Here is a 26,998-nt window from a genome sequence, read left to right on the forward strand (position 1 = left end):
CCCCTGACCGCCTTGTCATGGGTCAAGACAGTGCTTTAGCTAAGTAAAAATCTCGCTGGGTGTAGCGGCATATGAGGCTGTCAACATGGTAATAAGTGAACAACATTTTGTCAGAAATGGGACTTAATGCCACCAATCTGACACTTTTGAAAAATGCAGTTGAAAATTAGGGGGAGTAAACAGAGGGTAACTTATTGATTCTAAATGGTACGCCCTACAGGAGTAAAATTAAACTCTCAATATATTGTTAAATAAAGATATTAACCAAGTTCAATTTTAAAGATACCCCCAACGATACCCCCAAATAATTTTCCTTCCCCAAACCTGTACGAAGAAACTACCAAGAATCGTGAAAGACAATATTTGCTATCAAAATGATTTCATATCATCGCACTTCACTTTGCTGGTTATTATTTGACCGCCAATTTAACAGTTGATTATGGATTCATAATCACAAATAAAATTTCTCTATATATAACCAGAAAGTGGTCGGTTCGGTAGGTTCAGTCGGTTCACAGACGCATTTATTTGATATATAAGATAAATTAATTTTAAATTGAACCGACCCACGGTAGGTTCATCTACCAAGAAAGTCGGTTCAGTATCCATCTCCATATGTATAAATCTCTGGAGAGAATAAAAATAAAATTATAAAACATAATGTTATCAACTTACTTTGGAAATTTCATGCTATGGCGCTAACTAAAGGTTTTCATTTCATAATAGGCTGGGCAATTAAGCACATTGATGTAGGTGCTAACTCATAGGATCAGTGTTGAATCGTCTGTATAGGTCAAAGCACTGATGAGCTGTTCTGAGCTGATACTTTTCAGTAACGGGAAATTTATCAGCTTAAAACCGTTACTGAAGCAGATATCACACGTCTTGTTCTCAGTATCGAGCACTATTTCTTTAAATGTTTTGAAAATAAAACGTCTGCACTTCTCTCGGTCCTCTTTTAAGGTTAAATCCAGCGTTGTTACATCCTCACTAACGGCCAGCCTCTGCTTATTCTTAACTGCACGTATCGTGGCCTCATTACTTTTGAATTCTTTATGCAGTACCTTTACCTTTTCAGCCAAAGCAGTCACTTCAGGTGCTATTTGTAATGCCTCAATCAGCTTATCAATACTTTTAAGAACCTCAATATTTCTGTCCTGGAGCGAACGGGTCGATTCTCTACTGGTTGAATTAGTCTGGAATTTGTCAGCATGGATAACAACTGTAGTTATCAGGTTTACATCTGCAATATCACGCCTAATCGATGGAGTATTACAGCGATGTAACCGGCGCATGGGGCATACATAATACCCCATCCCTTTGCCATCTATGGAATTGAGAATGATACTGTGACCGCATGCTTTGCACTTCATCACCGAACGGAAGAGATTAATTAGATAGGGGTTATCAGTGTGCTTATCTTTGCCAAAGGGCGGTTTCCTGAACTCTCTGACTGCGTAGAAAGTTGTATCGGAAATGACTCGGGGAAAATAGCCCGGTATTTCTTGTATTCCATTGGCTATCGTACGGTATGACGGGACATTTATTCCAATAAGGGCTTTATTTACCAATAGCTTTTCAATTGTAGAAGGATTCCAGACGCCAATTTCTCCCGTTAGCGTTATCACCTTTTTGTCATTCAGGATTTTAACTATTCCATTGAGAGATTGCCCTTTTAATCGTAGCCGAAATATCTCTTTAATCGTCCTGGCATGTTCAGGTATCAGCTCGAAACTATCTCCGCTTTGGCTCACCTTCAACCAGCGCGGGCAACTTCTGGTGATTATTTTGCCCGAGGCCTCTGCTTCCTCCCTTTTCTTCTTCCATGCCGACTTCATCCGGCGTGATTTAATTTCACTTTCTTCATTGGCTCGTTGCGCAATTAGAATGGCTTTTATCAGTGAGTAAGGGTCGTCCAAAGAATCTTTAGTGTAATGAGTATGGTCGCTAAGGGTAACAACATCGATACCGGCCTTTAATATGCTTTTAAGTCGTTCCGTTGCTTCGCCTATTTTTTCACGAGACAGCCGGTCTAGGCTTTCTACCAGCAGAACCGTGCCATATTCAATATAACCGCCCTCTACAGCCACCATAAAGTCAGAGAATGCCCCTCGCGTGGCGTGTGTTCCATGGTAAGCACTGATACCCAAATCTTTATACGTCAACTCGTCCAACAAGTAATCGGGGTTAGCCTCAAGCCATTCCGTCACTAGCCTATTTTGCCTTTTTAAAGAATCCCCATACTGTTGAACAGACGAAGAGAACCGGAGGTATGCGATTGCTTTTTTCATGGATATAACCAACGTAATAATGAAGACAGATACTGGCATACCGAAATTTAGCAGAAAGTGAACCCTGTCAAATCTTCTTCATGACGAAAAATTCAGCATTATTGATTTAAAAATAAGGTTGATGAAGAGATTTTGCAGGATACGTGGGAAAGTGCTGATGATTGGTTTCAGGCTTAAACCTACCTTACCAGGCCGGTGACCTACCGGCCACTCCTTCCCTGATAAATCCCCAGTATTTGTGTTGCAACCTATTCGGTCTATGATGCTAAAGGAAAATTAAGGCTCAATGTCCGGCGTCTCCGTTTGCTCTGCTAATCCACTGCTAACCCATAGCTCAGGGAGGAGAGATGAAAGAGTATGTAATTCCTATCATTTTGATTGTGGCAGCCATCATAGGCCTTCTATATAGTTACCATGTGTCAGAATGGTTCGCGACTTCAGTCAATGAGGCATTTTCGGTTGTAGCTTAGGCTAACCCACTGCTAGCCCATAGAGGGGCGGGTAAACAAATACAGCGAATCTGGCAAAGACCGGAGCGCATTAAGATTTCCAAGGGAGCAAGGCCGATCTCGGTCTAATTACATTAGGAATCATATAGATATGTCTACTTTTCCGCATAACGGATCGCAGGGTAATTTGGTGCTTACTCCAACTGTAGAAGTTATTGCTGATGGTATACCTATGGGGGTTTTGAGTGATGGGACACCATACTTAACTCTATACGGCCTAGCTAAATTATGTGGTATTGATGAAGCCCCACTGCGTATGTTCACCTCAAATTGGGATGCAGAAAAGAATAAACCAAGGGGGCAAAAAGTAGCAGCATACCTAGCTGAGAAGGGTTATTTTAATGTTGACCGGCTCTATACAAGGGTTATCAACAGTTCAAACGTGGAAACTCACGCCTACCCTGATTATGTATGCATGGCCATAATGAGATACTATGCAATGGATGCTACTAACTTTGATAGGTCCGTAGCTGTTGGTAATTTCGTCCGCCTGGCGGAGTACACGCTTAAGCGTATGATTTATGAAAAAGCCAATTATAACCCCAACGCATCCGTAGATATTTCTTTCGATAATTATCGAGCCAGAATAAAACTAAATGATCAAATACCATCTTCCCATTTTGCCGTGTTCAGAGAAATAGCCGATGTCGCAATGAACTTAATTGGTGGCGGCTTCCCTATGGATGACACTACTTCTTTAGATGGAAGCGTAGGAAACTACTGGGGCCGCTATTGGTCGGCAAACAACCTTTCAGCCACATACGGCGAAAGGATACAGCATCCACATACTTACCCTGATAACTACAGGCAGTCAGCAGCCAATAAGCATATAACTGCTTGGATATACCCTATTGAATCCTTAGGTATATTCAGAAAGTGGCTACATGATAACTATGCTATGGAAAAACTCCCAAGGTACCTTGAAACCAAAAATATCAGCAATGCTGTTGCCCTACTAGATTCGTTGAAAAGACCAGAAATACCACATAAGCATTAATATATCTTTAATCACCCGGCCCCGCTGCCGGTTTTTTTGCGCCTGTAATCTGACGATGGAATAATTTCAGGAATATTTTGTTGTCGGTTTTGGTGTTCCGATCCCCACACGGGCACCACCTGACCACCACCGTAACTAATTGATAATACCGTAAAGATATGCGAATTATTCCTCATGCCCCCCCCCAGTAGGGTGCCATCCCGATCCCCCTGCGGTTGACAGAGCAGCACCATAATGTAAAACCGGTTGACACGACAATGCTAACTTCTCACCAATCACCGCAACTATGTGCTTCTAATTAATTTGATGTCCATCACAGTTAATATGGTTTCACAGGGTTATCTTAACCATGCGAAATCAAATTCACCTTGAAAAAAATGCAACACCAGATATTCCCGCCACGATTCATTATTCTCGCTGTCATCAATGAACGTGGCGGCTTTTTTTGCCTGTAATCTGGTAACTACCCTTTCATCTTCTTAATTGCCACCTCTAGGTACACTGGGCCAAAACCGCCCTCTTCTGCCACCTTATCCTGCATCTGCTCCAGGGCGCCAATTATCAACTCTTTTGATATTGGATGACCTAACTCATCTAGTCCAATTACTGCACGCCCAATCACCATGCAAACGCCTTCAAAGACCTTTAACTTCTCGTCGCTAACACCTTTCATATCTACCTCTATATAAACTTCAATCAACTTAGCACGCCTAGTACGAAGCCTTGTAACCTGCGTCCATAATATCACTCTATTTTCAGAACATTCGGAACTTAAATCATTAGGAGTAGCCAGATAAAGCCAAGTATTATTGAAACAATATTGTAACAATCAGGGGATAAAGAAATGGATGCGACGTTGCTTTCAAGGATGCGGTCAGGTGGAAGGATTACAAGCTGGTCAGAAACGATGGTGAACCTGGAGGCCCATAAGCTAATTAATATCGCGAACACGCTGTCCGCTTCCCACCTTAGTGATAGTCTGACCCGGATAAATTTTATCCAGGAAATAAAGGAAGTTGTTGAGCAACAGTTCGCTGCCGCGCGGCGTGCTACATCGGACGAAGAGTGTATGGTTTGCATACAAAGTCTGAGAGCGGAGACGGAAAGCCTTCAGGCACAGGACCAGATGTTGCGGCTGAAAACCGCGAAACTTTACGCCAAAGTGGAGTTCGTCCGGGAAAATAACAAAATTGTTGGATACATCATCACAGCGGTGAACGTTGTACTATCAGGTTTATCGATGGTTGGCGGTGCAGTGTTTTTCGCGTCTATGACTCCACTTGGTATGTTGGCAGGTGCAACTCTATTTCTGGACGGAGTAAACGGTTTAACCAAAGAGGTAAACCATCATTTTTTTGGTAAAAAAGACTCTGAGGGAATGTTAGCTGACGGTGCTATGAACGCTGCTGAATTCATGGGGTTCAAAAAAGAAACAGGCCTTGCTGTTTACAATAGCGCGAGTTTGGGCGCAAATGTGTATGGAATTTTCGGTCTGCTTAGAAAATCTGGTTCATGGCGGCTTTTTCACTATCTCCCACAGGATTATTACCGCAAAGTTGACATGATGAGCAGACCAAAGTTAACAATGAAAATTGTAGGTTATGGTCTAAAGGCAAAGGTTATTTTCGATTTACTAAGTACCGATGAAGCCGTCCGTTAATGATTTTTTTTGAAAATCCATGATTTGTATGAGAGCACTGGCGGTTGGAGGATCCAAATGATTACCAGCCCAGCCAGTAGCGCTATTCCCATTGATATTATGCCATCCAAAGAAGCCATAAAAAGCGTAAGGATGAAAGTAATGATTACCCCGACAGTCAACATCAACGCAGCTTGAAAGCGTTTTGATAAGTCACTGATGACCATACTTAAAGTGAGTTCATCTTTGATTATATATTTTCTGAGTTTTTGCAGGTCTGCGGATGTAAACCCTGCCTGCAAAAGCTCAGCTTCATTGATACTCATATATATGTTCCCTCATAATCTAACAAAAGCGTTAGTCCAGTCGAATTATTACAATATTAGCTTAATGCCCAATGACGGGTACACTAAAAATAGTTATGTATTTGTGAATATTGAACAGAACACTTATTTTTAGTTACAAATACATTAATATTCTATCAACCTTACCTTATACATTATCGATATCTTTATGCTGTGCAGCCTACCAGAAAAACAGGGCACAATTTTTCGCATGGGAAAAATTTAGCCTTTCTGCATCCCTTTCTCATTTCCAGCTTCAATTTCAAGCGCTGCTTGCTTAGGTGTAGTGACCTGCATTTGAAATCGGCCCGACCTGCATTTACCCAGATCAGACTCACATTCGCAGATTACCAACCCACAATATCTGCAATTGAAATTGGTCTGTCGGTTCGTTCCACAAAACAACGTTTTATGGACAATTTATAAACCAACAAGCTCCATTGATGGGCATTGGCGCAGCGAGTCCAATAACTCATACCAGAAATCAAAGACCATAAACTTTGATGATCACTGAGTTTATGGAGTTGTCGCTGGTTGCAGCTAATGTGGGTTCGCCTGAATGGAATGCAGGTCGAAGCCCTCAATTGCAGGTTCATTTGCAGTTAATCTGGGTTTGTCACCCCGAATAGATGCAGATAATTCGGGTCGAAAAACGCGATAAATACAGGTGTAAGGATTTATAAACGCGGGTTATTACAGTTAGGGAGTTATACCCGTAGACTGACTGAATAGGCCGGGCAATTAAGCCCGGCTTTTGTTTACACTTTAGGCGCTACAGGCCATTCAATATCTGGCGCTTTTGATGTATCGATGCGGTTCAGTAAAACGCGGTAAGTTTTCCAAGCCGTAAGCTGCTCTTTATCGTCATCCGTTGCCATGCCGGTATCTACCGCATCTTGTAACGGTGCAATTTTCGCTGCGGCTGCATTCAATAATCGGGTTTTCTTTTCTTCCGCTTCCTGCACTGCTGCGGCCTTTTGCAAGACTTTATCCGTTACCCATTTCGCGCCGTTCCATTTGTCGTAATAGGTTTGCGGAGCCAGCAACGTCAATATGTCCGGCAACTCGCCAATAAAGCTGATTTCTTCTGGTTGACCGGTTTCAGTGCTGTATGCAGTCTTGCCGCGCAAGTCGTCAACTATTTCCCATGCATTGCCAGTATCGTTTCGACGCACGGCCTTATCTGGCTTTGTGGGTAATACGGGCGAATCGGCATAACCATTGGCGGGCAAGCTAACACCAAGGGGGAGATACTCATTATTGACGCCGATAAACTCTTGCGATTGGGTGTCTGCACTATAAACGGCAATCCAGCCAGCACGAATAGCGAGACCATTTGCTCCAATCTGCGCAGTTGGGATATCTAGTGAATATTTAGTCATTATATGGCTCTCACGATGTAGTTGAATGCAATGTTTCTCATACGTGTTTCTGCTGCTGTTCGTGAAACACGGCTAGCATCAAAGGTAATACCGCCAATATTACCGGCTGTTGTCACCTGATTGCCTAGCGCGTTATACACTTCCATTGGGCCAAATGCGCCAGTTGTTACAACCCCTGCAACTTGTTTACTGCCACCCATGTAGAAGTTGCCAGTGATGTTTTGCAATGCGTCAAGCTGCTGTGACAGCAACGCTCGTCCTGCGTCTACTCCTCGCCCATCGTCCCAGCCTCTAATGGCATTCCCGCGCATATCGGGGAGTACACCTGATGGATATTTAAGGGCTAACTTTGGGTAGGTAACGGTGCTAAATGCAGCACCGTTACACTTCAAATACCCGACCGGGACACTAGGCAGGGGGTAAGGAATTGGGATGCCAATCAGTTCACGTTCAGCTAGGTAAGCGTAAAGATTGCCGCCCCACAACGTACCTTGGATATTACCGTCCACTATCAATGCTGCACTGCCTTCTACACGCTCTTCACCCGCATAAACAGCACCTTTAGATATAATCCGCCCGCCTCTTACATCACCAACAATATCGCAGCGGCCATCTGCGGCAATGTTGGTTTTTGCAATGAGACTGCCTTGTACGGTAATGTTTCCTTGTGCGCCAAGGTTGCCTGCTAATTGAACATTGGCGTCGGTGGTATTAATAAATGGCAAGGTAATATCTTTGGTACCATCAAAATCTACACCACCTATTTTTCTCGCTGTGGCCAGTTTTGTGGCGGATGCTGCTGTGCCATCGATTGGCAATGAAGCATCAAGCGCGGCCTTGACAGCTTTCGGTGTAGCCGCTAACGATTCGTTGGTGCTGCTAGTCGAGTTGCTTAATTGAACAATACCTTTTTGGGTTAATGAGGCATCTTTAAGATCTGGGATTCCCTCACTAACGAGCTTTTGTATCGATAATAGAACTTGATCAAAAGCATCACTATCAGCTTCAATTTCGGCTGCTGCTAAAATACTCATTAATTCGCGTTGAATGGTATTAAACCACTCTGCCGGTAGTATTGTCGGTGGTACGCCACCAGCAACATTACCATCAGTAAACTCGCCATTATTGTCGGCGCGCGTATTAGGGATATCGCCAATTTTTTGCATAAGAAACCCTCGCCAGTTAAGGCGCATAAAAATAAATAGAGAGTGATTAACTAGCTAATGTAGCCAAATTTAAGAATGGTATGGGATGGATTTAACACTGTTAACCGACATTCAAGCTGTTTGTTTCCCCACGAACGCAGTGGATCACTGCAATAAGTTAAACCGCATTGGGCATAATTGATCGTGGTCTCCGGCGCGGTGATCAGCCATGTAAACGGCCACTCTTCACCGTTTATGGCGTCACCGCAAACCGACATCCCGGCACATGCCTGCCGATATTGGGTGATTGAAATGGTATAACCCAGCGCCTCAGCAACCCGGATAAAATAAGCCGCCGATTGCCCGCCGATGCCAAACAGTTTGGAGACTACGGCCCGCTGGCGCTGGATAATGCTGTCTATCTCACCTATCGCGCATAAATCAGGTAACCCAAGAGTCGCTTCCCACTCGGGTAACATGGCGGTCGCTGTTGAGGGGAAAGCGGCATCGAGCAGATCTCGGGCATCCTCATCACTGCGCTGGTAAGACCGTGCCAATGCCCGTAATGTGCTGGTTTGAACCCCGTCTGATATTTTGGGCCAAACTAAGCCCCCCGGCATCAGCGATTGAATGGCGGCGGTATATTCATTAACAGAATATCGACTCATAGGTAGGTCACCGCGCCCCGGAGAGGTAATTGTCCGGTTTCAAGCTGGATGTTAGTCGTTGGGGAGTCGAGAATAAAACCACTGGTGCCTGTCACATCACCGATGGCCAGCAACAGTGACGACAGTAGAATTTTACCGCCCGGTTCACCCTCAGTAAAAAAGACTTCATCAATCGCTGTATTGATTGCCGTGGTGGTTTCGCTATCTGCCGTAGAGATGCCGCTAATAACAAAATTCACGGGGGCCGCCACCGGCGCACAGACATAGATGATGGCAATAATGGGCTGTAAGGGGTAAATGTGGTCGGCTACCCGCCCCTGATCACCGGTCGCTTTTACCGCACCCCACTCTTCAAGCTGAGATACGCCGTCAGTCCCGACCGGAAAGCCGCCTGAATCATTGCCATCACACATGATATAAATACCGACTGTGCCCACCCCCTGCAAGCGGCGCTTCACCCAACAACGAGTCACCCCCGGCACGGCCAAAGCCCAGCCGCGATAATCGGTATCGTTGCCACCTTGGGGAGTGTTTTGATAAGCCAGTAACATACGAGAACGAAAAGCATCTTCTGATTCAATATCAGCGCCGCCAGATATCTTAACTGTGGCTGTGGCCACCGACATAACCCCATCAATGGCCACATCCAGTGTCAAAGATGTCCCTGCATCGGCATTCCCGGCAATACCGCCCCCCGTGGTATCATCCAATACGCTTGGCAGAACCGCCGTGATTGACCCGGTGGCGGAACCACCCGCGCCCAGCGTGACCTCATGATCGAGGCGATATTGATAACCATCGGCCCGATTTAACAGGCTCCCAGCGGTAATCACACGGCCTGTAGTGCCACTAAATTCGACGATAGGAGAGGTGGCGGGGTTGGCTGGCTTGCGAAACACATCTTTCAACGCGGCCCACGCGGCAAGATATTCGTCAGTGGCATTATAAGGCGTGGATTGCAGCGCGATATAATCCAGATAACCATAATGTAAGTGCGCCATTCCGGCATCTGCATCACTGATCACACCGATATTGGAAAAACGCAGTAAGTTACCGCCGGTCTTGAGTTCTGATTGAATATAAGACAGGTTGCGCTGGCGCAGTTCGCTTAATGTGGGGCGATTAAATGGCATATATTAGGTCTCCCATACCCATGAAAATTTAACAGACGCCTGTGTTTGCGCGGGTTGTTGATAGCTGATGATGAGATTCAATCGGTTGGGGTACATTATCTGGGCATTGGTGCTGATTGCCGTCACCACACCATCATCAAGCAACCAAACCAAGGCTTCATTGGCATAGTCTTCAGCCTTTAGCGCTACCTTGGTGGTGAGCTTTTCGCGGCGCAGCAACCACAGACGGGAACCGATCGGGTACTGTGATCCGGTATCACCCCACCACCCGCGCCGATCGTCGCCGTCAATAGCGTCATCAGAACGGGCCAACCGGTCCGTGAACAGGCTAATTAAAATGGCAGTCTCTAAATCATCACCATCCAACAACCCACCGCCGCCGGTTTGCCAGTCGCCCAGCAATTTGTCAGGTTCCCAGACTGTTTTGATATCTGTTGTCATTCAACCACCTTCCCCGTCACTTCACTGGTTAATGTCGCGCTACCGCCCTGCACATTTTTCAGTTGGTGATTGTGGGTGTTATAGGCTTCGCGTAGGGTTTTCAGCGTGGTGCCATTGCTGCCAGCGTTATCGACAATATCGCCGCTGACCTCCAGTAACGGGGTATTTAGGCGCACTTTTACCGAGGCATTAACCGTCACCTCAGTGGCATTGTTGACCGTGACCGGCTGTCCATTGGCTTCAATAATAATCCCTGTTTCAGTTAACTTAACGTATTGCCCCCATTGCGAATAAATAACCGTTTCACCCGTATTGAGTCCGGTATGACGAAAAGACTGATGATTTGAGCCAATAATGACTGCGCTTGACCTGTCACCACCGAGGAACCCAATAACCACATCGGTGTTAGCGGGTAACCCTGACGAAAAACCAAACTCAGCCAATCTCGGCGTATCATCACGGACTTCAAGCGGGGTTTGATATTGAACGGTTTGAACGGTGCCGCCATCATTGCTGGCTGTGACCCGTCCTATCCCGAGTATCATTTTTATCTGGCGATATAGTTGGGATAGCTGCCCTGATTCGCTCATCGTGGGTTCAACTCCATAAGGTTTGAATAGAACTGATAAGGCTGAACGGTAAAGGCTTCAGGCGGCATCAGCACCATTTGAGCTGAGGTGCCATGGTCGTCTTTGAGATAGGTCACCTCCGATAACAGCCAGAGTTCATCCTTTAAGCCAAAGATAGGCAAATCAATCGGGATCAGGGTGTTGGGTTCCCATAACTTCCCGTCTTTATCGCGCCAGCTATCGACCGTTACCAGCAGCTCTTTAGAGCGCCCATAGCGGCGGTTCATTTCCCAGTCGATGCACTGCTGGGCCAGTTTTAGCGCTTTCATCGTGCTTTCAACAATGATAATACGGTTGCGATAACGCATTTTGGCCGCTTCAGGATCGCGACTGCGGGCTAACGTCACCGCGCCATATCCGGCGTCCTGTACCTGCTCCTGAAGTTGGCTCACCGACATCGATACACCAATGTAGTCAGAAAAGCGCTGATCCATACCGGAGTTATACGCGGCGTCTTCGATATTGATACCCTGCGCGACACCGCTGGCCGCTTTGCGCGTCCCCACCCGAGTCAGATAGAGGTTCCCATCGGGCAGGTCGTAATAGAGCAGCGCCGCCCAGCGGGTAATGCGGTCGATGATTTCCTGCGAGGATTCACCCCAGTTCAATGTAAATTGGGGGACAATATCCAAGTCGGTCACATCAGTCGTCACCGTAATGCTGTAGGGCTGCGCCAATCGTTGGGCTATCTGTAGCGCTGTTGATTGGCTGATCACATTGTTTGGCCACTCAGCGGAGCAATCAACCAAGTCTTGGCACTTGCTCCGCCCCGTCGCCCTCACTTCGCGGCGATTACGGCTGATCATCGGTGCCCAGCGGTCGATATACCCGGTCAGCACCATATCATCACCCAAATTAACCACGCAGGGGTCGCCGGGGTTGACCCACTGCTGGTTATCACTGCCCGGATAAAGGTCCATCAATGACAGGCTGAAATCGCTGGGTAACCGCTCTATGCTGCGAGTGACACGGATATTGTCCCAGCCCGTGATCAGCTTATTGCCAATACGTAGCGTCAAGTCATCACTCATGAATTCAGCGCCTTAAATCGAAGGGGCATGAATGCCGGATGAACAGGCACCGCCATTTTCACCAGTGCATCACCCCGGCGGGCATCCTGATAGAGCCGGTTGGCCAGATTTAGCGCGGGCAGTGAGCGGTTAAAATTGACTATCTCAACGCGAGACAGGTTGGCGCCCGTCTGCTGTAACAGCGTGACGATGGACTCACGTAACGTAATTAATGACTGATACACCTCATCATTGCCTGTATCAGCCGCTGAAAGCGCGGCACCGTCTACCACATCACAGACCCGCGTCAATATATCGACTGCATCGTCATAGCTTTCCGGTTGATATTGCGACGCGGCAAACACCATCGCGCCCGCACACAACACAATAATGAGCTGATAACTGGCGGCGGCGGTATTGCTGTCGCCGGGATTGGGTCGAAAAGTGTCGTCATTGATTGCCGTTAATTCTTGCATCATGCGGATTAAATCAAGGGTACTGGCTCCGCTGGCCAAGATGGCATTCACGACAGCCAGAACCGCATTGGCATGTGCTGCTACCGTTGCGGCCTCGGTCAAGGCATCGGTAGCAGCCGCGAGTGATGCCCGCCCCTCGACTGAAACAGCCATTCGTTGGTCCACCAGCGCGGACAGGTCCGTTGTGTCACTCTGCGTGCTGACGGACGCCGTGGCCCCTGACACGCTCCCCCCAACCGTACCGTGATTAAAGCGGCCATAACGATCACGTCCGAGGGTTGAACGGAGGACATTCCCGAGATTTGTTGCCTCACTGGTGGTTGAGTTCACCATGTTGACCCAGAATGCGGCGGTACTTTTTAGCGTTCTGATGGTTTGAGTCACTGAACGGATCTCGCCTTTGACCGTGGCAATAAAGGTGGCGACGGACTTGGAGGCCAGACCAAACCATGATGACTGAATCGACGAAACCGCATCTGCGGAGCTGGTAACAGAAAATACCCGTAAACCCGACTCAATAATGGTCAGCGTAAATTCAAAAACCCGTCCTGACTCCGCCCCTTCATTCAGGCGAAGACCGCTTTCGGGAATACTGACAGTCATTTCGCCCAGCGTTGGGTGTACTAATGTCCCTGCATCGGGCATTTCACAGGCCGCGATCAATGAATCGCGCTGGGTCATAACATCGGGCGCGTTATAAAGGCCGCTACTCTGAATAAGAAAACCACGGATGGTCAGGCGGCGAGTCGCGCGGCCCAGATCCTCAATCCATGCAGTATCGCGATAAGGGTATTCATGAATGGCCTGCCGGCGACCGAAAACACCTTCCGCACTGATAACCGCAAAGGGAACCCCACGGAAAGAGGCGGGGTGAAGATGTTCTGACCACTGCCAGCTATCGCCCCCAGTACCCAATAAATCAGAAAGTGCATTGCTGATCAGTGACATTTCCACCCCCTGAAAATAAAAAACCCCGCCAGAAGCGAGGTTGATGGTTGTTCGTTATTACGCCGGGTAACTCATTGATGTTGATATTTTCGCCCCCTTTGGCGCGGTTATTTTCTGACGTTCTCCTGTTTTATCCGTGATCAGCGTAATTTCAATTTCTGACTTATCGCCACCCATATCTTGGGTGATATCATTAATGTCCCGGCTACTATTATTGGGTGGTGTCAAAATTGATGATGATGGATTGCCTGTGATATTTTCTTTTGAGGGGTCAGGCTCTTTAGGCGATAGAGATCGCCTCTGCGACAGCAAAATATTAGGATTACGTAATCCTTTCCAGCGGTCATCATTAATCGACGTGTTAATACCACTATCAATATCTTCAGGGCTATAAGGCTGATAGCCATTTTCATGTCCAATGATGGCCGTAACCAATTTTTTCAATACTTCAGGTGAGTGAAGATCTAACCGCTCATACGGGTTTGCCCCTGTCGCACCTGAAACCGCATTAATATAACCCTGCGTATTATTTTCTGTGTTTGGCGCGTAAGTATGCAAAATACCGGATAGTGTATTGTTTCCTCTATCACCATAGAGTTGCAGTTGCCGAGAAAGAGCTGCGATCCCCTCCTGAGGATTAGCAAACGTGGAGAACCCCCCATTTTTACCTGTAGCGTTAGGCGCTACTCTTAAATTGCCCGGATTATTATTTCTGACACCTAACGCATCCTGTCCTGATTTTGAGGTTGAAGCCGCTGATGGTGTTAACGGATAAGGCGTATTTTCAGGGGCTGCTAGCTTTTGTTTTTCTTGCTCATCTTTAGGGCCATAATGCTGTTCATACTTCTTCCGATAACCCTCAGTCATTATTCCGTAATCTGACCCAACCTTATCCCACTCGTTCAGATTTTTATAAAACTCGGGGTCGTTATAACCACGGCGTAACTGCTCCGCTTCTTTCCCCCTGTTTAGCCCTAAAAAATGCGCAACTGAAATACTGTCTATACCATTAGTGACGACATCGGTGACACCTTCTATCCCGTCTTTAACTGAACCATCTGACAGGATCGCACTATAAAACTTATTCTGGCCGCGCTGTTTTAATCCATCCCATGCAGCGCTCACCTCGGCTATGTTACGGTCTAATTCGGTGAGTTGCTGATTCAATGCCGGATCTACCGTTAAGCCGAGTGTATCTGATTTTGTCAGTAGCTCTTTGTACCTGACACCCTCTCGCATTAATGTCAAAAAATTGGCATCCAGCCCTAAAGCATCCGCCAATGTTTTTTGAGTCTGCGGGGATAATTTAGGGAATATCTTGGCGACGTTGTCCAGCGTCTTGTATACATCTGCTGTGCCATCTTTGAGGCGTTCAATGACAATCCCGTTCTGAGCCAGCAATGCCTGTGTGGTGTCATTTCGTGCCCACAGGGGATCGTTGAACGTCTTGTATAACCCCTCAACAGATTGACGGGCGGCGGCGCTATCCACCCCCAATATCTGCATCGCACCGCTGACACGGCTAAACTCATCAACGGACATCCCGGCATTTTTTGCCGCAACATCAAGCGAATAGGCTGAATCAGCGGCGGCGCTTAACCCCTGAGCCGCTTTGAAACCGATATAACCCACCGCGCCAAGCGCCCCAAAGCTGAGTGCCTTACTGCCAATTTCCCCCACCATTTTCAGCGGTGGCACCAAATCACCCACAAACTGAACACCTTCGCGGGCAAACTGTCCCATGCCCTTTAACCGCGTGTTCAGGTCGTCAATACCCTCAACCGATTCTTGTCCGCCCAACTTAAGTCCGTCACGGGTTTTATCCAGATCAGGAATAAGGTTTTTAACCGCCTCTTCGATACGCTGAATGGAGGCTGAGGCTTGATCTGTCGCGGTCAGTTCAAAATCAAATGCATTACCCATTTTTGCCTGCCTTAACCTTGTTAATTCTGACCGCCTGCTGATACCACCACTGCAATCGGCTATAGGTCAGGGACCATGCATCTGCTGGCCCCCACCCATAGTAATAGGTCACATCTGCTAGCTCATTACCCCACTCTCCGGCGGCGGGGAGTAGGCTAAAAAACTCATCATGTAGACCTCACAGGCTTTATAGTCGGTGAACGCCATTTTTTTGATGGCTTCACGCGGCACATTCGACACCAGAGAAATGAGCAATCCCATCGCGCTGAGTGAGCCAGACTTGGCTTGTTCGTCATAGAACTGCTGAACCTGAATCAATATCGGTTCACTGAGTTCGATGGCCTCATAGGTGGTTTTAGTCGCGTCGTGGCTGATGGCTTTAACGAGGGGGACTGTTTTAGTGCGTTCCAGTTCAGACATCTTAGTTCTCCGTTACCGAGACCGAGCCACCTTCCCAGCGCATATCAGCGGTGGCCTCGGTGCTGTCCACTTCCTGGGTATTTACCGACCACATACCACTGCCGATAATCGTTTTGCCATTGGCCAGTTCACAGACAATATTGACATTGGTTTGATCGTTAAAATCACTGATTGACGTGCCGCCACTGTCGCGGATTTGGCAGGAGATAAACGGCGCGTTAAAGGTCTCTTTATAACCATGCACCCCATCCATGCCGGTCAGGGTTTCACGTTTGAATTTTGAGGGGCTGTATTTGAATTGCCCCGCCACCATAATAGTCAGACCGTCAACGGTGACATAAGCTGTCCCGGCGAGGCGATTGGATGTATCACCCATGATAATGAATCCTTATGCTAATGCCTGAAGGCGGAATTGGTTAAGAACGGCGAAGATGCGCAACTGATTGATCAGGACACCCGTCCACAGCACATCAACGCGGTTCGGGTTACTGGCGCTTTTTTCGACCTTCAATCCCTTGGCAAACCCTTTGGCATCCTGCACATAGCCGTTAAATTCCAACGTCTGGTACTGGGCAATCAATTCAGCGCGGATCACGTTCGGGGTGATAATCGCCGAGCCGGGGGCAAAACGGGTGCCATCGGCCGCCAGCTTCATACGGGCGAATTTCGACGTTACCTGAGTACGCAGGAATCGAGTGACAAACATCAGCAGGAATAAGGTCTCAATTTGCAAATAGCTGTCATCTTCCGCGCCATATTTGTTCTTTTGGTAGGTGGTGATGATGTTTTCTACCTGTACCGTACCATCGTCGGCAGTAGTGACCGTCGATATCCCGCTGTGCAGCAGGTTATTACGCTCGATCAGGGTAAAGCGGCTGGCCAGCGGCGGGGCCAGTACGCCACTGATTGCCAAGGTTTGCAGCGGGCGGCCGGGGTCGTTACGCAGACTTTGCGCAATAGCGCCAACATAAGCCGCTGACCAGATATAGCTTGGTGTTGGCGAGCCATTCACCCCCAACAGAGAAGCATGCTGATCATTACGCAATTCGCCTGCGGCTGTCAGTTGGCCATAAGTACCGGCTTGAGCAGCGAAGCTATGGCCGTATAATTGCTCTGCATAGCTCCAGCGACCGGTACTGTCTGACAGAAACTCTTTGATTTTATTCAACGAAGCCGTATCCGTGTACGGATTGATAATGAAATCAAAGGTCCGATCCTGCAAATTAGCCAGGGCATCATCCAGTTCAGGTGCGCCCGCGCCGCCAGCCATTGGCGTAAATGTCAGTACCAGGCTATCTGGCGTTGTTTCGCCACCGGCGCTACCCAAATAGTTCAGCCGTAAATCAATGGTGTTGCCGTGTGCGCCTTTATTTTTCGCGGACAACACCACAACGGCACCTTCTGATACCATTTCTCCGGTATGGACAACCGTGACCGGCAATTCAGGCCGACCCTCAATGGCACTGGCCAGTGCCGCTGCAACGGTATTGATATCATCAGTTGCCACTACCGCGACCTGCACACGGATCCCGCCGATATAGAGCGAAATAACGCCCGTTGCTGACGCCGGGGTGGTGACGGTGATTTTGCCAATGGCGGCAACCATAGACTCCGCATCACTCAACGGCAAAATGTAGATCTCTCCGGCGGTATCATTCGCCAAATATGCCGCCATCTGACCATGCAACATGGAGCCTGCGCCACACTGCCCCGCCACGGTGGCCACTGAGGAGACCAGCACCGGCACATCAGCAGGCAGCGTACTGGAATCCAGCATCTGACCGATGATTAGCGTGCGCTGCGTCGTTGTCGCCGTGTTCGCCTGTGAGTTATCAAATTCAGCAAAGAAAAGCGGCGTCCGAAGGTTGCTCGGAATATTTGTAAAGGGAATAGTCATTATTTAGTTTTCTCCGCCTTGGTGGTTTCAGGCGCGGGTTTAACCTCTTTAGGCTGTTCGCGCACCACATCACCGTCGTTTAAGCGACGACGCCAAAATGAATTATCGGGAACCTCGGTGCCGGATTCAGGCAAAAAGGTGCCCTTCACCGGGTCACGTACAGTGCGACCGGCTACGGGTTTAACGATCATGGGGTTTACTCCGAGAGTTTTATGGAGACCAGCGGTTCGGTGGTGCCATCAGGCATGGCTATGGTGATATCAATGCCATTGAGCGGGTCAGCCACCATGGGGTAGAAATCTTCCGGCCCTTGGTAATACTCAATATCCAACTCCATCAGTAACTGTGCCATATGCCCTTCACCGCCGGAGTCCAGATCGACGGTTGAGCGGACGCGGGCAAACTGCTGTATCTGGCGAGTGAGGTCGTAACTGTTTATCACTGCACGTTCAATTTGTTCTCGCAGCCGCTCGAGCGCCAGATAGGCTTTGTTCGCGCCGTCATCCAGATGTTCACCGTCAAGCTCCTGCAACCGGCCAGTAATGCGCACGGTGGTGATGGTGTTGAATTGCGGGGCATTGCGGCCTAATGACTGTTTTTCCTCGATGAGGGTCTGCACCAAGATAACCGGATACATCTCCTCGGTCGTTGGCCAGTCACGCGGGGAGTAGACGCGGTTTCCCGCATCTGTGTTCCCGATAATGGCATCAATAACCAGCTGTCTGACTTGCGCTGTATTCATGATCTTGTCCGATTAAGAATGAGTTTACTGCCGCCATGGCTGTCTGGCTGAACATCCGCCACAACAAACAAGGTATTGACCGGTTCATTAGCCACCATGCCAATAAATACCCGGTCCCCCTGTTTGGGTGGAGAACGAAACTCACTGTCTCTTACCCCTAAAACGGGATTAGTGGTGTTAATGGTGCTGCCATCATCCAGCGTATCGATGGAGGTGTAGGCCCGATCAAAGATGCCGCTGATGGTATAAGCTGGCTTATCACCAGCGGGCCGGTAATCAACCGGGTCACCAAATACCGCCTGTAGAGGTGCCAGAAGATGCTGATCCCAGTTGATACCCATCAGCTACCCCGATTTATCTTCACGCCATCATCGACAGTGATTGAGGGGCCAGAAATGCGCACTTCCTGTTGCCGTAACGCTTTCACATCAGCGACCACTCCCAAATCAATCAACCGACTGGCGTCACTATGTGGCAGAAATAAACGGCTGTTCTCCGCATAAGTTTCCCCGCTATGGCGCAGGGTCTGGCCCTTTACCACCACAAGTTCCATTTCGTCAGAGTCATCAGCAGGACCGTCACTCCCCAGCTCACTCTCTGTGGTGTTTTCCTGAGTCTCAGACTCACCAGAAATCGTGTTCTGATCATCTGATATTTCAGGTGTTTTAGTCTGTTCCTCACTCGTTGATGTCTCTTTTTGCACCTCAGGATCAGGCTGTGTTTCGTTATTATCCGTCACAACAGTCTGTTCCTGCGGGGTGTCAGCGGCGAACTCGGGCGGCAAGCCGCCCAGTTCGTTGATGCTGGCTTGCTGCTTGCTCGATGTTTTTGCCATATCACACCACCGTTGCACAGAGGGAGGCATTCACCCGGCTTGGAATAACCAGCGGAGCGGATTGCATCATCAAATAACGCTGTGCGGGGTCAGGCATAACCCATGATTTAGGTGCAAACGCCAAAGGCCCATAATTAAACGCGGGGTCAAGAATGACACCAAAGGCGCGGGTCCCCATTAGCTCAGCACCTGACATCAATACGGCACCATTAGGGATCATTGGCTTTTCAATGCCATCAATCGGGTCAACAAACCAGTCGTTATACAACCACAAATCAAAGTTGCCCCAGCGACCTTTATAGACTGCGCCTTTATTGATTCGTGGCCCCGCATCGACCTGATTACCAAACGGACTCAATGCTGGGAATGTGATGGCATTGTCTTTAATGGTGGTATCGAGACGGAACGCTTTCCATGAGGAGGTGGTAAATACCAAATCCGTGGCCACCGCCCCGGACTCTTTCAACATCAGTGTTTGCCAGTCTTCAATATCATCTGACGGTCGGGTATTGGTCGTGCCGGCGGGAACAGATAAAGGCCATTTATCTGACCCACTCAGTGTAATGGTCAGAGAACTTGAGCGGCCGAAGTCAATCTCAGCCGTTTCAAAGCCCTCACCCACGACCATAATTTTTGCTTTGGTCAGGGCACTGGCCGCCATCCATTCCAAACGACGGTTGATCATGTCAATTTGATCTTCCATTTCAAATTGAATATTGAGCATCTCACGTTCAGTGGCGGTGAACTCGCCGCCAATACGCTCGCCCATTTGGCGGCGAATCGGTTTGCGCAGGTCTGGAACCCGGACATCTTTGATGTACGCGGGCTTAAAGGTGTTGGTCTGATATTTACGGCTTTCAACCAAAAGGCCGGCGACTAACGGGGAGACAAAAGGGGCCAAGCGGCGCTTCCCGATGTCCACATCAATTGAAACCTCTTCAGTCTCATAGGTCACGATGTTGGGAAAGAAGCGATCCAGTAACCAGTTTTGGCTAGTTTTTAGGTTAGGAACAACCTGAACCAGCGCGTTGGTATCAAAAATATTCATGGAGTATCTCTTTTAATTTGCTGGCAGCCAGAGCCACCAGACAAAGATTGAAGACGAGCAAACCCCTGCCAGATGAATGGCATTGGGTGCAAATCAGAAAGTGAGGTTTTAAACGGGTGCCTGGATACTGTCTTGTAGGAAGATTGAATACGAACGCAGTGCCGTTTTTAATTCAGCCAACGTCCATAAAGCATCGTGAATGATCACGTTCTGATTAAACTGACCCATCAGATAAATGCCCCCGCGCTGGGCGGTAGTGGTTGTATCCACATTATCGACGAGAATAGCGACCGGCACTTCACTGCCGTCATCCGCATCTTTTACTGACTTGGTGTATTCGCCTGATGCTGTAATTTTGCCCATCACGGTGCCACGCAAATGGATTTCAGCTGCCTGAGCAATAACAGCGGTATCCGTGACCAGTTGCAGTGTCCCGGCAATTAACTGGTCGGGCACATACAGAGATGAGCGCATACCCGGCTGGAAGGAATTTTGTCCGAAGTTATCCATTATTTTTTACCCTTTGCTGAGTCATAGAGGCTGGTCATCTTATTGACCAGTGACGCGCCTTTTGATGCACCTGCGGTATCTTGTCCGGGCTGTGTATTGCCGAGGGCCTGCATCCGCTCATCCAAAGAACGTTTACGGGGCGCGGTGGCAGATGCCGGTGCAGTAGCGGCAGTGGAGGCAAGCACCCGGATCACGGCGGCGGAACTCATCCCCGAATTTAGCGCCAGAGAAACTGCTAAATCTCCGCGCCCGGTAGCATGTTTACTGCCAAAGATACGCGCACAGCGCTGGCGCTCGGCACTGCGACCTTTTTTGACGTTGCGGTCATCGGTATCCTCATCACCGTCATCGTCATTTCCCTCATCCACGTCAGCATCATCGCTGTCGTCTTCGGCATCAGGGTCTTTATTGTCCTGATCATCAGGGTTATCGTTTGAGTCGTCATCGTTCTCTTCGGCATTAGGGTCTTGTTCATCCTCTTCAGCCTGACGTCCCTTGGCTTTTTTGGACTCTTTATTATCGTCCTCTGTCTCTTCTGACGCCTTGGCCCCACGGCCAAACAGATGAGCAAAACCTTGAATTTTCTTACCCATTATTTTCTCCAACCAGTTTTAATAAATCGCGGAATGCGACATCAGGCGATGCCACTTGATCAGCCAGCCCCAGTTGCACACCATCAGCCGCTAAGAAACATGCGGCCTCGGTGTCCCTGATAGTTCTTTCAGCTATCCCGCGATTGCGGGAAACGGTACTCACGAACAAGCGGCCCATCTCGTCAACATCGGACTGAATGGCCTTTTTTGCCTCCTCGCTTAATGCCTCGTAGGGATTTGATTCAGCTTTTCTGCTGCCAAAGGTGATTATCGTGACCTGTACCCCATCGCTTTTGATGCGTTGCGACCAGTCAACATGCATCACGATGACGCCAATTGAACCAACCCCACCAGTACGCGGGACTATAATCCGATCCGCTGCACTGGCCAGCGCATAAGCAGCCGAATAAGCATTTTCGGACAGGATTGACCAAATGGGTTTAGCGCCTCGGGCAGCATAAATTTCATCGACCAAATCAAAACAACCGGCGACTTCACCGCCCGGTGAATCGATATCAAAACAAATGCCCTTAACCGCATCATCATTCATTGCTGTCAAAAAGCTGGCCCGAATACCGTCATATCCTGTCATACCGCTATAAGGTCGAAGGGTACCTAACTTTTGCACCAACGTGCCCTGAATCGGAATGACCGCCACGCCCTCGATAACGTCATAGCCACAATCACGCCCCTTGCGTGAAAAGAAATCATCCTCTTCGTCGGCCCAATCGGCATTAGACTGAATGCGCGTCAGACCGAACCGGTCAGTCAATGCCGCCATAACGACTTCAGCCTTGTGCGGATGAAGTGCCAGCGGGGTGTTAAAGAGCCGCTGGGCTAAATGTGGAAGATTCACTGTGCCTCCGGTTTTTGTTGTTGATCAGGTGCAAAGGTGTCAGCTTGCAGCCATGTAGGAATAGGCAACCCACGCTCAATGTATGCCTCACGTTCTCGCTGGCGCTGATCCAGCAGTTCTTCCCAGTCTTCGCCCACGTTCTCAGCAGCTTCCATTTCGAGAGTAGACAATCCAGCTTCCATCCCGAGAATGGCCCCTTTCTTCTCAGCCACGGGATCAACCCAGCCCCGCCCTGGCCCCATCCACTGAGCACGGCAATAGGCCGCTTTCGCTGTGAGAAAATCAGGTGCGCCATCAGGCAAGGGAACCTCACCTAAATCATGCAATTCTTCGATAAAACACGACAATATTGGCTGGGCGAAACCTGTAGCAAAATCATCGCGCCGGCGGGTCAGGGTTTTCCAAGCTTCCAACATGGCGGAACGGGCTGAGCTGTAGTTAACATCTGACCAGTCTTGTGTCAGTTGCTGGGTAGAAATTCCCAATGATGCGGCGATGTTACGTAACGCCGCGCTTTCAAAAGCAACAAAGTTACTGGTTGGTCGAACCGCGTTAAGGGTGGTCATCTCCTCACCGGGTGCCAGTATCGGAATACGTGCGCCACCCTGTAGTGACAGGCGTTTTTCATCGTGATACTCACGGCGCATGTCTTGATAACGGTTAACTTCCTCACCCGTATCAAGGGCTTCCGCCACTAAACTCGGGTCATAAGGTGATGTGATAAAGGCGGCAAAAATGGAGTTCAGGATTGACGACTGCAACTCAACCTCATCGTACTTAATCAGCATTTTAAGACGCTGAACGATGGGGGTGAAAATACTGATACCCCGATGCTGGGAGGCCCGGTCACTATCAAAATCATGGATGACGATTGGGCGGCCCCAGTCAGTTTCACGCAGGATACGCTCCCAGGTCATGGTTTCTTTACCGCTCCACCAGTCGCCCATGTGAGCTTTTCGGATGTGATAAGCAATAGGCACCCCATCCTCATCAATCTCTACCCCACCACGAATATTCGGCATGTCGAAATTTTGCTGAGGGTTGCTTAATCTATCCGGGTCAATTATCTGCATGGTCGTGGCATACTGCGCACGCCCATAGCCAAGACGGTCAGGTCGATATTGCATAACGCAGAGCGCATCACCGTCAGTCAGTTTGTGGCGAAAACCAAGCCGTAGTAGTTGGGCGACTGTTTTCTTCCTTTCCACATCACAATACCGGTTCGGATCATTCGCCCACGTTCGCCAGCCTGATTCAATGGCCCGTCCATATTCATCAGCCCATTTCGCGTCAAATTTAGGGTTCCCGGTCATCAGTGCCAAAGTCCGGTAATCAACCTTGGCAAGCGGCCGGAAAGACGCACCAACAGCATTATCCAAAATGCGGGTAACGCTGCCCGATGCCCAACCATCGTTACGTACCATGTCGCGAACGCGGGCAACAACCTGATCGCGGGAGGTATTGATTTCGTTATCCGGTGACCACAAGGACGGCTGCCAATTGGCCATAGAATCACTGAATGAATCAGCAGCGTCATACGGAACCCCTCGGGAACCACTCAACATTGATGCCCTTGATTTGGATGGCGGTAAGGGGCTACCGTCAGGACCTAAAATCCTTACTGGGTTTTTCATCAGTAACGAAACCTTATCGCCCTGCGTGGACGCTTAACGATGCCTAGCTGAGCCTGAAGAAGCTGAATTAACCCCATGAGTGTCCCAATATCTGTTTGCTGATAGGTAACTGATCGGGTGCCATCCCCTTGCGCATAGGAGAACGAAACGCCCTTCGCGCCGGACGATAATTCGATATAGGCTTGCTGCGCTCGGTTTAATGCCTCTTCTAATTGGGCGCGACTCATCGCACCGGCCAGTAGGCTAGTGTTTGCATTGAACATAGATATCCTTACGCCAGCCTTCTGGCTCTACTTTTGGGTGTAGTGGGTTGTGACTCTGGAATAATGACGCCCGGAAAACGCAAGTTGGGCTTGTCTTCTGTAACGTCCGAAGGAGGCAGTAATTTTTCAGGATGACTTAAAAGGCTGTCAGCATATTGGTTAAGATTTAATCCAAAATGCAGCAACCCTTTCAATGCTGCATAGCTGTATACCCGGCAATCTAATGCCTCATTTGCGCGCCCAGGCAATAATTCCCAAACACGATAACGTTGCCCGCCCGCCGTTTTAACAACGGAGCGCTCTGCAAGTAATTGGCTAAAATAGTGTAAATCACGCTCCACTGGGTAGTGCATATACCCAGCAGAAGGGATGCCAGCCGCCGGTTGCTCCATGTGAAGGCGGGAACGAATGGCGTCTTTTGCAGCATTAACACCCAGTATAATGGGCTTGAATTGAGACTTTGACCGAGAAGATGGTCGCTTTGTTGGCCAGATGGGTGAACGCTTACCGCCTCTTGCCGACTCGCCTTTTATCGCCCATATCCGCCGTCCAATGCGCTCTTTGGAAAACTCATACACTTTCTGTGTATGATGCCCGCCGGAGTCGTGACAGGCAGCCATAATCGTAAAACCTCGCCCGTCCGCTCTCCGCCATGTCTGCTTCAGGTAAGCATCAAGCCGCCGCCAGGGTTCGTCAGTTTCTAAATCCCCCTCAATAACGTCATAAGCGATAGACCAGCTTTCTTCATTCCGGCCCCAGCCCACCACCTCAATCTCAAGTCGTCCGTCTTGTGTATCGATACCGGCGGTGACGACGGCAACACCATCAGGGACTTCAGCGGAATAAACCTCACAACGTTCTGCTAAGCTTTTTTCACTGAGCGCCTTTTCACCGCGATCTTCATAGGGTTCACCCAAGACAAGGTTAATAAATGTCTGGCGCATCAAAGGGTCGTCTTTTACCCGCAACCACTCGGCAACCAGATACTTCCATGCAGCGTTAGGGAAGAGACTGTATCCCGCCCAAATATGAAAACCCGCATGCCCTTTAAAGGGCATAGTTGCCTGCCACCTTCCCGCTTTCACCATTCCGGCTTTATCGTTGTGATGGATCACACAACCGTTATGGCGGCAAACATAATAGGCGGTATCGGGTAATCCATTACCGTCAGAGTCTTTATCCCACTTAATTCCGTAAGGCGTTGTTGGCCCACCCCATTCCAGCGTTTGAAACTCACCACAGTGAGGGCATGGAACATAATATTTACGCTGATCACTTTCAGCATAAGCCTTCTCAATGCGGCTAATTCCTTTAACCGTCGGGGTTGAGCCTAATATTATTTTTCTATTCCAGAATGTCTCTGAACGCTTGGTACCCAATGCTATCTGGTCACCATCAACACCGGCCCCCGCTATCGGATACCCATCAACTTCATCAAAAGCAATGATTCGACAAGTTATACGACGGAAGCCACCAGGACTGTTTGCCCCTACCAGCGTTAAATTAGAACCATTGAGAAATTGCTTTTTAAGGATGGTCTGGTTACTGCTCTTGGCTTTCGGATCACCGGATATCTCAGCGAGAACAGGGGTATCTCTGAGCATGGGAGAAATTTCAGTCTTACTGTAATCCTCCGCATCTTCAACGCGGGGTTGCACAACTAAAATGGGTGAAGGGTCATGTACCAGGTAATAGCCGATAACATGATCCAAAATCTTGGTGTAACCCACTCGGGCAGATTTCATGACGGACACCTGAGTAACCAGTGGGTCAGTTACTGCATCCATAATGCCATCCTGATAAGCAAAAGAGCGAAATCGTCCAGTCTGTGCACTGGTCTCTTTTGACAATACCGCATGCTTATTGGCCCACTCACTCAATGATAGAGGTTCAGGGGGTTTTACGTTCTTGCGTCGTTGATGCAGTTCCGTGGAGAAGTTTTGCCAAGCGGCAGGGTCAACTGCTCTCTCCGTTGTTATTGTTATCAAGGCTTAGCTCCTCCATTGCCTCGTAAACCACTTCTTGCAGTGCTTCAACAAACTCCGCATCGTTAGTGGTTGAGGCCAGCACCCGCAAGCGGGGACCATGTTCGGGAGCGATGGCAATCAGGCGGGTACGCATACGTGAATATTCGCTACCTACCGCCTCAATCATCTCTTTGTAAGGAAGTACCTGACCTGATTTAATGTCATATTCCAACCGAGTGAGCAGCGCCAGAAAGTTTTCTTTCATTTCTCTGGCTTCATCGATTGTCATCTCGACGCCGCTTTCAGCAATCATTTTCTTCACAACGTCTGCGGGAGAATCCACCGGATCTTTATCAGGTCTGTTACCTGATCTGTTACCTTTGGCTCTGTTACCCGTCTTGTTACCTGCTTTGTTACCCTGCGTGTTACCTGCAACTTTTTTCTCTGGTCGGGTAACAGTTTTCCGAAAGCGCTCAATGTTGGCATTTGATGCCTCGACATCAATGTCATCACCCGCTAAAACCAGCCACCCACGCGCCTTCCACGCCGTAACCGTCTTTCGACTGACATTGTGAAGTTTGGCAAAATCTGACTGGTTCATGTGTTACCTCAGTTGTTACCTGTTACCCAAATTTCAAAAGTTGAAAGCTAGACGCAGAACGGGGCGCGCAATGTCCCGTGTAATAAATGTTGCCAGG

Annotated in this window: 30 protein-coding genes and 1 pseudogene; 3 read left to right on the top strand and 28 right to left on the bottom strand. The window is 48.7% G+C overall.

The features are described from left to right. Window positions 1-761 precede the first annotated feature (761 nt). Window positions 762-2,291: a recombinase family protein gene (locus tag FFE93_RS15150; RefSeq protein ID WP_138775395.1), complete on the bottom strand. Its 1,530-nt coding sequence runs from the start codon at window positions 2,289-2,291 to the stop codon at window positions 762-764. A gap of 123 nt (window positions 2,292-2,414) precedes the next feature. Here FFE93_RS15150 and FFE93_RS21965 point away from each other — a divergent pair. Then, window positions 2,415-2,468: pseudogene (locus tag FFE93_RS21965) on the top strand (DinI-like family protein); the annotation flags it as partial. 423 nt (window positions 2,469-2,891) lie between these two features. Continuing rightward, window positions 2,892-3,797 (top strand): hypothetical protein, encoded by a 906-nt coding sequence (locus tag FFE93_RS15160; protein ID WP_099462489.1) that lies wholly within the window; start codon window positions 2,892-2,894, stop codon window positions 3,795-3,797. Window positions 3,798-3,808: 11 nt separating this feature from the next. Here the strand turns inward: FFE93_RS15160 and FFE93_RS21570 are convergent, their stop codons facing one another. After that, on the bottom strand, window positions 3,809-3,973 hold the full coding sequence (locus tag FFE93_RS21570; RefSeq protein WP_186367662.1) for a hypothetical protein: 165 nt from the start codon (window positions 3,971-3,973) through the stop codon (window positions 3,809-3,811). A gap of 287 nt (window positions 3,974-4,260) precedes the next feature. Then, window positions 4,261-4,497: a hypothetical protein gene (locus tag FFE93_RS15165; RefSeq protein ID WP_138775396.1), complete on the bottom strand. Its 237-nt coding sequence runs from the start codon at window positions 4,495-4,497 to the stop codon at window positions 4,261-4,263. A gap of 144 nt (window positions 4,498-4,641) precedes the next feature. Here FFE93_RS15165 and FFE93_RS15170 point away from each other — a divergent pair, with 144 nt between their 5' ends. Then, window positions 4,642-5,457 carry a DUF4225 domain-containing protein gene (locus FFE93_RS15170; protein WP_099460537.1) on the top strand — a complete coding sequence of 272 codons (816 nt, stop codon included), beginning with the start codon at window positions 4,642-4,644 and terminating at the stop codon, window positions 5,455-5,457. Here the strand turns inward: FFE93_RS15170 and FFE93_RS15175 are convergent. From FFE93_RS15175 to FFE93_RS15295, 25 genes are all read right to left on the bottom strand, one after another. Further along, the gene (locus FFE93_RS15175; RefSeq protein WP_032899220.1) at window positions 5,454-5,762 is read right to left on the bottom strand and encodes a hypothetical protein; all 309 of its coding nucleotides are present in this window, start codon (window positions 5,760-5,762) and stop codon (window positions 5,454-5,456) included. The two genes, FFE93_RS15170 and FFE93_RS15175, sit on opposite strands and share 4 nt — an antisense overlap. Window positions 5,763-6,538: 776 nt before the next feature. Beyond that, window positions 6,539-7,162: a tail fiber assembly protein gene (locus FFE93_RS15180; RefSeq protein ID WP_049602796.1), complete on the bottom strand. Its 624-nt coding sequence runs from the start codon at window positions 7,160-7,162 to the stop codon at window positions 6,539-6,541. After that, window positions 7,162-8,328, bottom strand: coding sequence for a phage tail protein (locus FFE93_RS15185; protein WP_005278814.1), 1,167 nt, complete (start codon window positions 8,326-8,328; stop codon window positions 7,162-7,164). Before FFE93_RS15185 ends, FFE93_RS15180 begins: the two co-directional genes overlap by 1 nt. Before the next feature lie 50 nt (window positions 8,329-8,378). After that, complete coding sequence (locus FFE93_RS15190) at window positions 8,379-8,975, bottom strand: YmfQ family protein (RefSeq protein ID WP_138775397.1); 597 nt, start codon at window positions 8,973-8,975, stop codon at window positions 8,379-8,381. Then, on the bottom strand, window positions 8,972-10,108 hold the full coding sequence (locus FFE93_RS15195) for a baseplate J/gp47 family protein (RefSeq protein ID WP_138775398.1): 1,137 nt from the start codon (window positions 10,106-10,108) through the stop codon (window positions 8,972-8,974). The genes FFE93_RS15190 and FFE93_RS15195 overlap by 4 nt, the downstream gene beginning before the upstream one ends. Window positions 10,109-10,111: 3 nt before the next feature. Continuing rightward, entirely contained in the window at window positions 10,112-10,549 is a 438-nt protein-coding gene (locus tag FFE93_RS15200; RefSeq protein WP_138775399.1) for a phage GP46 family protein, read from the bottom strand. Then, window positions 10,546-11,139, bottom strand: coding sequence for a phage baseplate assembly protein (locus tag FFE93_RS15205; protein WP_138775400.1), 594 nt, complete (start codon window positions 11,137-11,139; stop codon window positions 10,546-10,548). The genes FFE93_RS15200 and FFE93_RS15205 overlap by 4 nt, the downstream gene beginning before the upstream one ends. Next, a complete protein-coding gene (locus FFE93_RS15210; RefSeq protein WP_032898843.1) occupies window positions 11,136-12,209 on the bottom strand; it encodes a phage baseplate assembly protein in 1,074 nt (357 codons plus the stop codon). Before FFE93_RS15210 ends, FFE93_RS15205 begins: the two co-directional genes overlap by 4 nt. Further along, on the bottom strand, window positions 12,206-13,612 hold the full coding sequence (locus tag FFE93_RS15215) for a DNA circularization protein (protein WP_138775402.1): 1,407 nt from the start codon (window positions 13,610-13,612) through the stop codon (window positions 12,206-12,208). The genes FFE93_RS15210 and FFE93_RS15215 overlap by 4 nt, the downstream gene beginning before the upstream one ends. 57 nt (window positions 13,613-13,669) lie before the next feature. Continuing rightward, the gene (locus FFE93_RS15220) at window positions 13,670-15,535 is read right to left on the bottom strand and encodes a hypothetical protein (protein WP_005278834.1); all 1,866 of its coding nucleotides are present in this window, start codon (window positions 15,533-15,535) and stop codon (window positions 13,670-13,672) included. 117 nt (window positions 15,536-15,652) lie between these two features. Beyond that, a complete protein-coding gene (locus tag FFE93_RS15225; protein ID WP_005278837.1) occupies window positions 15,653-15,955 on the bottom strand; it encodes a phage tail assembly protein in 303 nt (100 codons plus the stop codon). 1 nt (window position 15,956) lies between these two features. After that, window positions 15,957-16,331, bottom strand: coding sequence for a phage tail tube protein (locus tag FFE93_RS15230; RefSeq protein WP_005278840.1), 375 nt, complete (start codon window positions 16,329-16,331; stop codon window positions 15,957-15,959). A gap of 12 nt (window positions 16,332-16,343) precedes the next feature. Continuing rightward, window positions 16,344-17,852, bottom strand: coding sequence for a phage tail sheath subtilisin-like domain-containing protein (locus FFE93_RS15235; protein WP_138775404.1), 1,509 nt, complete (start codon window positions 17,850-17,852; stop codon window positions 16,344-16,346). Continuing rightward, window positions 17,852-18,043 (bottom strand): DUF2635 domain-containing protein, encoded by a 192-nt coding sequence (locus FFE93_RS15240; RefSeq protein ID WP_138775406.1) that lies wholly within the window; start codon window positions 18,041-18,043, stop codon window positions 17,852-17,854. The genes FFE93_RS15235 and FFE93_RS15240 overlap by 1 nt, the downstream gene beginning before the upstream one ends. 5 nt (window positions 18,044-18,048) lie before the next feature. After that, on the bottom strand, window positions 18,049-18,594 hold the full coding sequence (locus FFE93_RS15245; protein WP_138775408.1) for an ATP-binding protein: 546 nt from the start codon (window positions 18,592-18,594) through the stop codon (window positions 18,049-18,051). Next, window positions 18,591-18,935, bottom strand: a complete 345-nt coding sequence (locus FFE93_RS15250) for a hypothetical protein (RefSeq protein WP_138775411.1) — start codon at window positions 18,933-18,935, stop codon at window positions 18,591-18,593. Before FFE93_RS15250 ends, FFE93_RS15245 begins: the two co-directional genes overlap by 4 nt. Next, entirely contained in the window at window positions 18,935-19,429 is a 495-nt protein-coding gene (locus FFE93_RS15255; protein WP_138775413.1) for a hypothetical protein, read from the bottom strand. Before FFE93_RS15255 ends, FFE93_RS15250 begins: the two co-directional genes overlap by 1 nt. Before the next feature lies 1 nt (window position 19,430). After that, window positions 19,431-20,477 (bottom strand): major capsid protein, encoded by a 1,047-nt coding sequence (locus FFE93_RS15260; RefSeq protein WP_138775415.1) that lies wholly within the window; start codon window positions 20,475-20,477, stop codon window positions 19,431-19,433. A gap of 108 nt (window positions 20,478-20,585) precedes the next feature. Continuing rightward, on the bottom strand, window positions 20,586-20,987 hold the full coding sequence (locus FFE93_RS15265) for a head decoration protein (RefSeq protein WP_138775416.1): 402 nt from the start codon (window positions 20,985-20,987) through the stop codon (window positions 20,586-20,588). Further along, window positions 20,987-21,580: a DNA primase gene (locus FFE93_RS15270; RefSeq protein ID WP_138775418.1), complete on the bottom strand. Its 594-nt coding sequence runs from the start codon at window positions 21,578-21,580 to the stop codon at window positions 20,987-20,989. Before FFE93_RS15270 ends, FFE93_RS15265 begins: the two co-directional genes overlap by 1 nt. Next, a complete protein-coding gene (locus FFE93_RS15275; protein ID WP_138775420.1) occupies window positions 21,573-22,436 on the bottom strand; it encodes a S49 family peptidase in 864 nt (287 codons plus the stop codon). Before FFE93_RS15275 ends, FFE93_RS15270 begins: the two co-directional genes overlap by 8 nt. After that, on the bottom strand, window positions 22,433-24,070 hold the full coding sequence (locus FFE93_RS15280) for a phage portal protein (protein ID WP_261369013.1): 1,638 nt from the start codon (window positions 24,068-24,070) through the stop codon (window positions 22,433-22,435). The genes FFE93_RS15275 and FFE93_RS15280 overlap by 4 nt, the downstream gene beginning before the upstream one ends. Next, complete coding sequence (gene gpW / locus FFE93_RS15285; protein WP_005278866.1) at window positions 24,070-24,333, bottom strand: gpW family head-tail joining protein; 264 nt, start codon at window positions 24,331-24,333, stop codon at window positions 24,070-24,072. The genes FFE93_RS15280 and gpW overlap by 1 nt, the downstream gene beginning before the upstream one ends. An 8-nt stretch (window positions 24,334-24,341) precedes the next feature. Next, window positions 24,342-26,321, bottom strand: a complete 1,980-nt coding sequence (locus FFE93_RS15290; RefSeq protein WP_244262480.1) for a phage terminase large subunit family protein — start codon at window positions 26,319-26,321, stop codon at window positions 24,342-24,344. Then, window positions 26,290-26,901: a hypothetical protein gene (locus FFE93_RS15295; RefSeq protein ID WP_005278871.1), complete on the bottom strand. Its 612-nt coding sequence runs from the start codon at window positions 26,899-26,901 to the stop codon at window positions 26,290-26,292. The genes FFE93_RS15290 and FFE93_RS15295 overlap by 32 nt, the downstream gene beginning before the upstream one ends. Between the last annotated feature and the right edge of the window lie 97 nt (window positions 26,902-26,998).

This window comes from Yersinia sp. KBS0713, assembly GCF_005937895.2.
Lineage (GTDB): Bacteria > Pseudomonadota > Gammaproteobacteria > Enterobacterales > Enterobacteriaceae > Yersinia > Yersinia bercovieri.